Source organism: Micromonospora coerulea, from assembly GCF_016598485.1.
In the GTDB taxonomy this organism is placed as follows: domain Bacteria; phylum Actinomycetota; class Actinomycetes; order Mycobacteriales; family Micromonosporaceae; genus Micromonospora; species Micromonospora coerulea.
Genome location: NZ_JAEMUW010000059.1, coordinates 1 through 10,714, shown reverse-complemented (window position 1 = coordinate 10,714; position 10,714 = coordinate 1). Strand labels below are relative to the sequence as shown.

The window sequence follows — 10,714 nt, the reverse complement described above, 5'->3', positions numbered from 1 at the left end:
GATGAGTGCGTGACCCGGGCATGCATGAGGGGCTGGTTGTCGGCCAACATCGGCCGGATCGCACGCGTGCAGTCTCCTGCCGCCTCAGTCCTCGTCCGGCAGTTGGTCGGGTGACCACCGACCCAGGTACACGGCCGGGTTGCCCTCGACGACCTCGTCGGCAAGCGTGGCCGCGTCGGTTAGGACACCGTGCATGACCGGCACCGGCAGGTGTGGGTTGGCGGCGGCTGCTCCGGCCGTTGCCGGGTCGTCGAACAGATCGAGCACGCGACTGGGTGATAGTCGTGGGTCACCCGCCGTCGACTCCCGCACCATCGGATGCGGGTCGTTGCTGAGCCGCTCGATGAGCTTCGGCGCTGCCTCGGGATCGAGGACCACCAGGGCTCGGGCCTGCGGGTCCGGCGACTCTGCCAGCCGGGCCAGCCCGACGCGCTGGAAGCTGGGGTGGTGCAGCAGTCGGCCTCGGGTCATCGTCGTGGCTTCCAGGTACGTGTTGAGCACCGTCTCTGGGGCGACGTCCGGGTGGCGCTCGCACAACAGGAGCCGGACTGCGAAGTCGTCGTCGGTGGCGAGCGCGGCGATGAGGTCGGGCGTCAGGTGCGGGTTGCAGGCGACGCTGCGGCGTAGACCGATGTGCGCCGAGAACACGCAGCGGCGCTGGATCTCTGGGTCGCGGGTGTCGGTCGCCCAGCGGGCGGGCCGGATCCGGTCGTCACGTCCGACGTGGTAGTCGATCGCCGCGCGTTGCTCCTCGCTGAGCTCGGGCGCATCGACACGGCGAGCCGGACCGCGGGCGACGGGTCCACCGCCAGCCGGGCGACGAGGTCGGCGGGCAGCCTGGGATCGGCGGCGGCGGTGACGCGCGTCCATTCGTTGTCGGCGCCGGCCTGCGCTTCGGCCTCCCGACGGTCCGGCGGCGGCTCGTCGGCCGGCGCCGGTGGTGATCCGGCCGGCCATAGCCGGGCGCGTAGGTCCTGCGGCAGCCACGGAGAGTCGGCCATGATCAGTTCCAGTCTCGGTTTCCGTTCGAGCAGCCGCTCGTACGCCCATGTGGGCAGCGCCGGCTGTGGCGTCCACGTCCACGCGAGGAACCAGTCCGGCCCTTCGGCGAGCGCGCGCAGCACGCCGGGTTCTGGGTCCTCAACCAGCCTGGCCCGCTGTTCGGGCGTGACGTGCACCGCTTGCGCCAGCAGTTCGCGCACCTTGCGGTCGGGGTGGTCGGCCAATGCCTCGAACTGCTCGTCGGTCCATTCCTTGCGGAAGGTCAGGGCGAAACCCGCCTCCCTCAGTTGCTTGTCGACAAGCCGCCGCAACAGGTCGGCGGGGATGGTGGGGTTGCGGGCCAGGCCGCGCAGCCGAGCCCGGGCGGGTTTGTTGTAGTGGGCGAGGAACGCGTCGTTGACGTACAGCGGGACCTCCAGGATTGGTCGTCAAGACCTGCGAGAAGCCACCGTAGAAGGAGAACACGCAGCTCAACAGGGCCGCACGACCGAGTGATTTACGTCGTTGCGGGCGGTAGGCTGGTGCTGGCTGCAACCTGCCGATGGCGCACTGTTCTGCCGCGTAGTGCGCGCGCTGGCATCGACTCCACCGCTACGGCCTGTAACGCGCCGCCGCTACCTGCAGCCGTCCGGACCAACAGCGCGTCCACCATGAACCTGGAATCGAGTTGTATCGCCTGCGTGGGGCCATGATCTCATGAGCAACGCCGTGCAGACGACACTGGGACCGGCGAAGGGATGGACTGGTGGTTGGTGACCCAGAGATGAGATCGTCTCAGCTTGCAGGCCTGTCGATCGAGCCCGCCCAGGAAGCGCAGCATGTCCTGATTCTGAAACTGGGCACCAGCCGCTTCGAATGCATCCTCGAACTCGACCATCCAGACTTCGCCATCAACGGCGGGCAGTTGGGCCCTGTGCACACCCTGGACTGCTGGATGACCGAGCTCAAACGGCTCTCCACCGGCGACGTGCCGGTCGTGCTGCTCCCGTTCAACTTCTCCGACCAGTGCACCGGGTGGCTGCGGGTCGGTCCGGTACGTAAGGGGTTGGTGGACGTACAGGCGGGATGGAGCCTGATCGGTCAATACGAGTTCGACTCCTCGGACTTCATCGCCGCGGGCAGGCATGTCCCCGATTTTGAGCCCGTGCGCAACGCCCGTATCGAACGACCGCTGGCCGACATCGTCGCGGCGGTGGCGGCAGCCCGAGAGGCCCTTGCCGAGAGCCGCGATTCCGAGGGCATGGCCGACTCCATCAGGTACCACGGCTTGGACGAGAAGTAGCCGACCCGCACCAAGATCAGACGCCCGGATCTGCCGCTGTCCGCGCGTTGGCCGCGTCCAGCCCACTGCGCTGCGCTGTCATGGCACCCCTTTGTGTCAAGGCGCCGCCGGAACCAGGGGTCTAGGGTGGTTGGTGGTGGGTCCGGGAAGTGGCTTGTCCGAAGGGCCGATGTCCGGGGTCAGGTCGGTCACGCTGGATTGCAGAGTCGTCCCCGAGTGCCCTCCCGGGCCTGCCACCTGCCTGCGCTTCTGCTCCGCGAACGTGCCCGGCCCCGACCCGGACAGCTCCCGGCGCAACTGCTGATAGCCGACCAGCGGCGCGTCCCGGCGGCGGCGCCGCCACGCGTTGACCTCCACGACACACGCCCACACGTCACCAGCGGAGCGCAGTAGACCGAAGCACCGCGGCCGCTGCCCGGGCGTCACGCGCAACCCGACACGGGCTGGTGCGATGCACCACCCGCGCAGCGGCGGGATCCCGACGGCGAGGCACGAACCGAAGCCAACACCACCCCTCCGACATTTTCCCAACCCGACCAACCCGGCCAACGTTTGTGGACGCGGAACTAGCGGATCAGCCGGCCAGAACGGCCGCACGTTGCGGGGGGCCCAGCGCCAGGCGGAACTTGAACCGCTGCCGCACGGTTACGAGGTATCGATCCTGTCCACGCCGGTATCCGTCAGACCGGAGCCACCCTCACCGTCGAGGCGGCCGACACCGTCTTGCGCCATCCCCGACGGCGACGACCTCATCACCGATCCGTCGCTGATGGAGTCTCACCGTGCCGCGTCTCGTCTCGACAGGGCAGCTGTTCCTGTGGCTGGACGGTAGGACCGTCGAGCAGACGGCGCAGCTTCGCCGTGGCGGCGGGGAAGGCCAGCCGCGTGGTGTAGGCGGTGAGGCGTATCGCCCACCACAGGACGGCCAGGCAATAACCGATGATCAGCGCTGCGCTGGTGGCACCGGTGAAAACGATGGCGTAACTGAGGCCCAGTGCTGGCAGGGTAATTACTCGGAGGGTGCGATGGTCGGTGGCCGTCAGGGCGGTGGCGGCTCCGAGCATGGCGGCTCCGGCGCTGCCGACGAGGCCGGGCGCGGGAATCAGGTCGGCGGGTGGGGTGAGGCTGACCGCGGCGCGCATGAGGAGCATGCCCGCCGCCGCCAGCATGATTGGCAGGATCACCGGGCGGGCGCGGCCGAGCCAGGCCGGGAGGTCGGCGGCAGGAATACGCGGTGCGACGAGGGCGATGAGGACGGCGCTCGCCCCCAGAGGGGCAGCTGTGGTGAGGGCCCATTTCAGGTGAGGGGTGTAGTCGACGCCCAGGGAGGTGCCCGCTGCAAGGCCGAGGAAGGCCGCCGCGGTGGTACCGAGCGCGGCTGCGGCGAGATAGGAGCGGCGGATGAGTGCCGCCGTCGTCGGTTCGTCGGTCGGTGAGGTGGGCGGCCCTGCGAGCCACGTGGTGGGGGCGAGCTGCGCCACGGCCAGAGCGGTCATGACGGCAAGTGCTGCCGCGGTGCCCAGCTGCGGCAGGGATGTGCGGGCCCCGATGACCCGGATGCCGATCGTGGTGACGTCAGCGGTCAGGATGACCTGCACGAACAGGGCGAGCGCGCAAGCACCGATGATCAGCGCGGCCGCGAGGTCACGGATGCGCAGCCGGGTGCGGGGCAGCCGCGCGCTGATTGCGGTCAGTGGTGTCGCGGTGAGCGTCAGGGCTCCGCTGGCGGCGGCATGCGGGTGGTTGACGATCACGGGCTGGACTCCGGTGGCGGCAGCCAACTGTGCGGGCAGCTCGGGTGCCCCACCGGCGTCGGCGGCAACGACCATGGCCAGGTGTGCGGTATCGACGTCGGCCGTGTCGAGCAGTTCCCCTACCGCCCCCGGTAGCTGCTCGGTGAGAGGTTGTGCTGCGGCGTGGACGTCGCCACGGGTGATCACGGCGGGTGGACGTGGGTGGGGGAGGAGCACCGGCGCCCGCTCCTGGGTGGCCAGCAACGCGCGGGCCTGGCGGACCGATTCCCTCACCTGCCGGTTGGCATCATCCTCGTGCTCGCCCTGCGCTGCGGACCGGCGGTGCTGTTCAGCAGGTGAACTTTGTAGCTGGTGGGCGAGCACGTCGTCGACGTGGGCCGCAGGGATTGTGCGGGTGGCAAGGTCGTGCCACGCGCCACCACTGACCTGCAGAACGGTGAGGCGGGGAGGACGGACCTCGGTCTCCAAGACCAGCGCACACGCCCCGTCGGGTAGGGACGGCGGGTGCGCGGTGACGTGTGCGACCAGCGCTGCCGGGCCGGTGACCATCGCCGGCGCGGGAAGCCCTGCTCGTTGCGCCGCCTGCGTGAGGTGGCTCCTTCGGCGCGGACCCCACTGGGGTGCGATGACGAAAGTGGTCGAGCTGATAGGCCCGACCTGGGTGCTGGCGACGGCGGCGACGTGGCGCAGGAGTTCAGCGGTGTGGTCACTAGGGGCGCCGGTATGTTCGCCGTCGGGCACGACGGTCCCGGGCCCGCCGGCGCCGAACAGCCCTGCGGGCGCGATGGTGGGCCTGCCGTCGAACAGGATCGGGACGTAGATGCGGTCGCGCCAGGCGATAGCGGCGACCGCCGACGAGGCAAGGTCAACGCACAGATGCGCGCCCGGAACCGACATGAGGGGCAGTCTGGCTCATCGGTGGGGTTTGCATGAGACCGGAGGCGTCTGGTGATCCTTTGTGTGCGGATGGTGAGAAAGCTCTGGCCCGCAATGGTGGTTCCGCGTCATTGTCATGTATCGCAGGAGGATCACCATCGGCCAGGGGGAGTACGGATGCCGCAACGGTCGCCGCAAGCGGCCCGCAAGCTCGCCGAGTACAGCCACCTGCCGACGGTTCACCAACCAGCCGACAACCGGCAGGATGCCGCTTCCTTCGGTCGGCTTGTGAGGTCCGTGGTTGGCCTCGTGGTTTTTCTGGCGGGGCCGCCCGCGGCGCTGTGGCTGGCTGGCGGAGGCCCTGCCGAGCGCCTGCCCAGCTGGCACCAAACCGTTGACTGGTTCGGGCAATCCGACCGCGCCATCACCGCTGCAAAACTCGTGGACGGGGCCCTACTGACTCTGTGGCTGTTGTGGGCGGCGTTAGCGGTGCTGCTGCTGATCGAACTGCTGGTCCTGCTCGCCCCTCGTCGCCTGTCACTGCCGCGGCTTCCGGCCCCCCTACATCGGCTCGTGTTTGGGCTCGCCGGCTCCGCAGCGCTCACCCTCACCGCCGGTGGCCGGCTCGACGCCAGCCCGCCGAAGCCTCCCGCCGAGGCGGCTGCCATCCCGCAGCAGGCCGCAGCCCAAGGACCGGCGCTCATTCAGGTCGGGTCGCAACGGTATGTCTACGTCGTTGAGCGCAACGACTCCCTGTCCACAATCGCAAAGCGCTGGCTGGGCGACTCCGGCCGGTGGCCGGAGATCTGCCAGCTCAACCGGCACCGCCATTTCACCGGCGGCGTCCTGCGCGACTGCGACCTGATCTATCCCGGCTGGGAACTGCGACTCCCCGATGATGCCCGGCCGCCCGCTTCGGCGCGACCCGTACCGGCAAGGCCGCGGGAGCAACCAACCACACTACCACCCACCCAGCCGCCGGACCGCACGAGTCCCGATCCCACCCCGGACCCCTCGACAGGCAGGGCCGACCAACCATCCGATAGCGCCAGCGAGGACCACGGCGGCGATCAGGCAGAGCAAGCAGACGGACTGGACCTGCCGTCCGGCGCATTCCTCCCCTGGACCGTCGCCACCGCCATCAGCGCCGCCGCGGCACTGGTCTGGCTGCACCGACGCCGCCGCTACGTCCCGGGCGATGAACCTCCCGAGCTGCCACCGACCGTGATGCACGTCCACCAGCAGATCAACAAGCGGGTCACCGCCAGTCAAGACCTCGTCGAACGGGCACACGCCGTGCCACCGCTGCCGGCGGTCGCACCCGGCGGGGTCGGCTTGACCGGACCTGGCGCCCACGCCGCGGCCCGCGCCGCCCTCATCAGCGCCCTCGCCGACGGGGGCCCCGACCACCCGGAGCGGCAAACGACAGTCGTCATTGACCGACCGACCCTCGCCGAGGTGCTCGGCGCGGACAATGCGCACGCACTCACCCCCTGGCCGCGACTGAAGCTGACCGATGACGCCGACCAGTCGCTCACCTTCGCCGACGAGCACCTGTTGCGGTGGGCCCGCTTGCACGAGACCAACACACAGCAGCCACCGGCGCCGCTTCTGCTCGTCAGCGCCGCGCCCGACGGGCAGCTGGCCGTGAGGACCCACATCACCCTCGGCATCGGCGCCCACCGGAATGTCACCGGGCTACTGCTCGGCCACTGGCCGCGCGGCCGTACCGTCGACGTCGACGACCGCGGAAGAACCTCGCTGGTCAGCGGCCCGTCGCAAGATATCGAGCCGCGCATGGCGGTGCTCGACGTCGACACCGCACTGGCGGCCCTCACCACGCTGCAGGAGGCCCACACCGGCGTCCCCGCCGCCCCGCCGCCCATCACCGCAGGCGACCAGACGGGCAGAGCGGAAAGCCATCCGCCTGAAACCCCTGCTTCCACCGGCCGGCAAGGCTCGGCGCAGCTTCGCGTCCTTGGCGCCCCGCGCGTCGAGCACCTCACCGCGCCCGGCAGACCCCTGCGCGCCAAAGCCGCCGAACTTGCCGTCTACCTGGCCTGCCACCCCGACGGCGCCGACACCCGCACCCTCGGCGAATACCTCGTCCCCGACGCGCGTATCCGCCAAGCCGACCAGCGAATCCACACCAACGCCTCCAACCTGCGCCACGTCCTGGGCCGCTCCGGCGGCCACCGGCCCGGTGGCTACGTCCTGAAGCGCGGCGCGAACGACCGCTACCGCCTGGACCCGCAAACCGTTGACGTCGACCTGTGGGAACTGCGTGACAAACTCACCCGCGCCCGCACCGCCACGCCGCCCGAGCGCACCACCATGCTGCAGCGCGCCTGCGACCTCTATACCGCCCCTCTGGCGGACGGATGCGACTACGACTGGGTCGAGCCGTACCGGGAGAAGGCGCGACAGTGGGCGACGGAGGCCCACCTACTCCTGGCTGAGGACCTACTCGCCACCGACCCGCCGGCCGCATCGGCTGTGCTCGACAAGGCACTCCGCTTGGATCAGTACAACGAAGAGCTCTACCGGGCAGCGATGCGGGTGCGCCACCGCCTCGGTCAGCCGGAAGGCGTGACCGCCCTGCTGAACGGCCTCACAACGGCGCTACGCGACCTCGACGCCGCGCCCAGCCAGGACACCGTCCTGCTCGCTCACCAACTGCTCAAGGACAAGCGCAGGGCAGGTCGGGCGGCTTCTGCTCGATGACCTCTCATGACGGCACTCGTCGTGTCGGGCACCGGAGGAAATCTCTACAGCCTGCTCATCATCGCTCATGCGAGTCGAGCCAGCTTGGTGCCGCCCAACACGCCCAATACTGGCCTCACCCGGCCTTGCCCTCGGCCTCGACCTGGCGCCCAACTCCGAGATCACAACTGACCACGTGACCACCTTGTTCACACCGAAGAGGTCACTGGTTCGATCCCAGTATCGCCCACCGTAAATGTATGCAGGTAGGAAGCCCGTCGCCGGAGATACCGGTAACGGGATCCTCTGTTCTTGTCCCTTACTTTGGGAGCAGTTTGGGAGCAGGGGCGTTGATGATGCCGGATCGTGCTCTCCAACCGGCCACCTGGGGGGAGGTCGGGCGGGTGCCTGACGAGGGTTGTCGTCGACGAAGGTCCTCACTGGCGGCAAGATCGGGAATGTGACCCTCGCAGCGCCTCCGGCTCAGATGTGGACACGCCGTCGATCGAGAAGATGTAGGCACTGCGGAGGCTCGTCCAGTCGGCCTCCACGGCTGTCTCGGCTGGGAAGCGTCGCGGGGATCCTCGATTGCCGGCGTCTGCGCTGGCCCCGCCTTACCTCTATCGCCCACATAGGACCCGCCGACTTCGCTATCAGGTGGCGACAGTGTGTCTCACCGAAAGGCATTGAACGCGAGTGACGTACGCCCAGCCTGACCGGCCCGCGGCCGGCAAACATGGCCGAGAGGGTGCGGCAGACCGTGTTGCCTGGCGCGACGTCCTCGGCCGACTGTTCACCGCCGGCTCCACGATCGCGGGCAGCGCAGCGCCGGCAGGCCAGGCAGAGCCGTGAGCGCCTCCGCTGCGAGCATGTCCCCGCCCACGGCCAAGGCGAGCAGGGGAACGTGCTGCGGCTGCCCGAGTCATCTGAACCGAACGGCCCGGACTCGTGAGGTCCGGGCCGTCCCGCGTCCACCGCTAGCCGTTCTCCTTCACGTAGACCCCGGCACCAGGCAGCGACTCCGTCAGCCCCTGCATCTTCAAGATCAGAAACACCCGGTCCGCGACGAAGCTGGACACGTCGTACTGCTCGCACAACTCGGCGCGGCTCGGCAGGCGGGAGCCAGGTGGGAACTCCCCGGACTTGATCCGGTTCGTCATGTCTTCGGCTACGCGCTGGTAGGCGTACTGCGGTGGCACTGGTGGTTCCCTCCGGTCGGCACCTCCTACTCAATCACCCATGGCCAGTCCTTGACTAGCAATGGCTATCCATGGCAGGTTCGTTGCCAGGTCCCTCCGGTCGGCAACCTGCGGGACCTCGGATAGCGGTCCGGGCACCTGATCGGGGATCGGTGTCCGGACCTGCTCGCCCCTGGAGGTCTGACCGTGCCCATGGATGACGGACCGATCACGCCCGCCCTGGTTCTCTGGACGGCCAAGCGGGTGATCACGGCGCACTCCGAGCCGCCAAACCCGCACCGGGCCACTGGCCGCTGCATGCAGTGCCGGGACAACGGGTGCGACATGCTGAGTTGGGCGATCGGCGTGCTCACGGAGCACCGGCGGGGTCCTCTCGCCGCGCACTGACGAAAGTCATAGCCAGCCTCTGCATGCTGCCTTGCGCCTCGCTCAAGCAGTCACTGCGCGTCACATTGGTGATCGTTCCGCGGGGCGGTGAATAGCCCGACCCAGATTTAGGGATGCGGCGGGCCGGATGATCGGGGACGATACAGCGTGCGCGTGAGCAGGCTGATGATCGACTCCTTCCGTGGCTTCCGGACCCTGGAACTGCGTTCCCAAGGACACGTCGTGCTCTCTGGTGTGCCCCGTGCGGGCCGATCGGACGTCATCTCGGCGCTCTCGCGCGTGTTGCTGCCCGAGTCGTCGCGAACCAGTCCGGCCCTGTCTGACCTGTGGCAGACCACGGTCCCTTCAGCTGCAACCGGCGGTGACGAGCCGGGGAAGGACGGTGAGGCCGGCGACGGCCAGCCGTTGCCCGCGGAGCAGCCGTCATCGTCGGTCGAGCCGCGACCCTATGCGAATGTCGAGGTCACGCTGACGGACCTGGACCCGGAACTGGAGCAGCTCTTCGAGGGTTTCCTGGAGCGCACTGACGCGGATGGCTGTGCTGTGCCGGAAGACCAGGCGATGCCGGGTGCTCCCTGGTGTGTCCGCCTGGCGTACCGGCTGATGTACGACTCCGACCTCGAGGCTCTAGAGCACTTCTACTACCCGCTGGCTTCTAGCCCCGGAGCCAGCCAGTTCACGCGAGTGCCGGCGTCGACCCGTCGTGCTTTGCCGGTCGTAATACTGAAGGGTCTGCTGCACTGATAGGTGACATCTGAGATGGCTTGCCCTGGTGGCGGGCTGGAAGGATGTCGCTGTGCCCAAGCCTTACCCCCGAGAGTTCCGCGATGACGTCATGCGTGTCGCTCGTGACCGCGAGGCGGGAGTGACTGTCGAGCAGATCGCCAAGGACTTCGGGGTGCACCCGATGACGTTGTTCAAGTGGCTGCGTCAGGCCGACATCGACGCGGGCACCACGCCCGGGACGGCCAGCAGTGAGTCGGCTGTTGAAGATTGCTCGCCAGCCCTACTACCGGTGGCGGGCCCGACCAGTCACGACCACCGAGCAGGTGGCGGCGCATCGGGCCAACGCGTTGTTCGACGCTCACCGTGATGATCCGGAGTTCGGCTACCGGTTCCTGGTCGACGAGGCCCGCGCCGCCGGGCAGCCGATGGCCGACCGAACCGCGTGGCGGATCTGCGCCGGTAACGGCTGGTGGAGCGCCTTCGGCAAACGCAGACGTCGCGGCAAGGGCGGCAAGGCCGGACCGCCAGTGCACGACGACCTGGTCCAGCGGGACTTCACCGCCGACGGCCCGAACCGGCTCTGGCTGGCCGACATCACCGAACACCACACCGGCGAAGGCAAGCTCTACCTCTGCGCAATCAAGGACGTCTGGTCCAACCGCATCGTCGGCTACTCCATCGACTCCCGAATGAAGTCCCGCCTCGCCGTCACCGCACTGGACAACGCCGCCGCTCGCCGCGGAAACCTGGCCGGCTGCGTCTTGCACACCGACCGTGGGTCGCAG

10 protein-coding genes are annotated in these 10,714 nt (G+C 68.8%); 6 read left to right on the top strand and 4 right to left on the bottom strand.

The genetic code is table 11. The features are described from left to right. Nucleotides 1–84 precede the first annotated feature (84 nt). The gene (locus tag I8N68_RS31830; RefSeq protein ID WP_200216814.1) at nucleotides 85–648 is read right to left on the bottom strand and encodes a HEAT repeat domain-containing protein; all 564 of its coding nucleotides are present in this window, start codon (nucleotides 646–648) and stop codon (nucleotides 85–87) included. Then, on the bottom strand, nucleotides 594–1,313 hold the full coding sequence (locus tag I8N68_RS31825) for a hypothetical protein (protein ID WP_200216813.1): 720 nt from the start codon (nucleotides 1,311–1,313) through the stop codon (nucleotides 594–596). The genes I8N68_RS31830 and I8N68_RS31825 overlap by 55 nt, the downstream gene beginning before the upstream one ends. A gap of 434 nt (nucleotides 1,314–1,747) precedes the next feature. On the opposite strand from I8N68_RS31825, the gene I8N68_RS31820 reads away from it, so the two are divergent. Further along, nucleotides 1,748–2,284, top strand: a complete 537-nt coding sequence (locus tag I8N68_RS31820; protein ID WP_200216812.1) for a hypothetical protein — start codon at nucleotides 1,748–1,750, stop codon at nucleotides 2,282–2,284. Between the two features lie 752 nt (nucleotides 2,285–3,036). Here I8N68_RS31820 and I8N68_RS31815 read toward each other — a convergent pair. Beyond that, nucleotides 3,037–4,935, bottom strand: coding sequence for an acetate and sugar kinases/Hsc70/actin family protein (locus tag I8N68_RS31815; protein WP_200216811.1), 1,899 nt, complete (start codon nucleotides 4,933–4,935; stop codon nucleotides 3,037–3,039). A 156-nt stretch (nucleotides 4,936–5,091) separates the two neighbouring features. On the opposite strand from I8N68_RS31815, the gene I8N68_RS31810 reads away from it, so the two are divergent. Beyond that, nucleotides 5,092–7,638, top strand: a complete 2,547-nt coding sequence (locus I8N68_RS31810; protein WP_200216810.1) for an AfsR/SARP family transcriptional regulator — start codon at nucleotides 5,092–5,094, stop codon at nucleotides 7,636–7,638. A gap of 956 nt (nucleotides 7,639–8,594) precedes the next feature. On the opposite strand, the gene I8N68_RS31805 is transcribed toward I8N68_RS31810, so the two are convergent. Next, on the bottom strand, nucleotides 8,595–8,777 hold the full coding sequence (locus I8N68_RS31805; protein ID WP_200216809.1) for a winged helix-turn-helix domain-containing protein: 183 nt from the start codon (nucleotides 8,775–8,777) through the stop codon (nucleotides 8,595–8,597). A 231-nt stretch (nucleotides 8,778–9,008) separates the two neighbouring features. Here I8N68_RS31805 and I8N68_RS31800 point away from each other — a divergent pair, with 231 nt between their 5' ends. The 4 genes from I8N68_RS31800 to I8N68_RS31785 all read left to right on the top strand — a co-directional run. Beyond that, nucleotides 9,009–9,203: a hypothetical protein gene (locus tag I8N68_RS31800; RefSeq protein WP_200216808.1), complete on the top strand. Its 195-nt coding sequence runs from the start codon at nucleotides 9,009–9,011 to the stop codon at nucleotides 9,201–9,203. A gap of 153 nt (nucleotides 9,204–9,356) precedes the next feature. Beyond that, entirely contained in the window at nucleotides 9,357–9,947 is a 591-nt protein-coding gene (locus tag I8N68_RS31795; protein WP_200216807.1) for a hypothetical protein, read from the top strand. 28 nt (nucleotides 9,948–9,975) lie between these two features. Beyond that, nucleotides 9,976–10,296 carry a transposase gene (locus tag I8N68_RS33450; RefSeq protein WP_307813054.1) on the top strand — a complete coding sequence of 107 codons (321 nt, stop codon included), beginning with the start codon at nucleotides 9,976–9,978 and terminating at the stop codon, nucleotides 10,294–10,296. Further along, nucleotides 10,190–10,714, top strand: a 525-nt coding sequence (locus tag I8N68_RS31785) for a DDE-type integrase/transposase/recombinase (RefSeq protein ID WP_234040971.1), incomplete at its 3' end; no start/stop codon positions are given. The genes I8N68_RS33450 and I8N68_RS31785, both read left to right, overlap by 107 nt.

Excerpts from the sequence above, each read along its gene's own strand:
- I8N68_RS31815 (WP_200216811.1), bottom strand. The coding sequence starts at position 4,935 with ATGTCGGTTCCGGGCGCGCATCTGTGCGTTGACCTTGCCTCGTCGGCG.
- I8N68_RS31810 (WP_200216810.1), top strand. The coding sequence starts at position 5,092 with ATGCCGCAACGGTCGCCGCAAGCGGCCCGCAAGCTCGCCGAGTACAGC.
- I8N68_RS31805 (WP_200216809.1), bottom strand. The coding sequence starts at position 8,777 with ATGACGAACCGGATCAAGTCCGGGGAGTTCCCACCTGGCTCCCGCCTG.
- I8N68_RS31800 (WP_200216808.1), top strand. The coding sequence starts at position 9,009 with ATGGATGACGGACCGATCACGCCCGCCCTGGTTCTCTGGACGGCCAAG.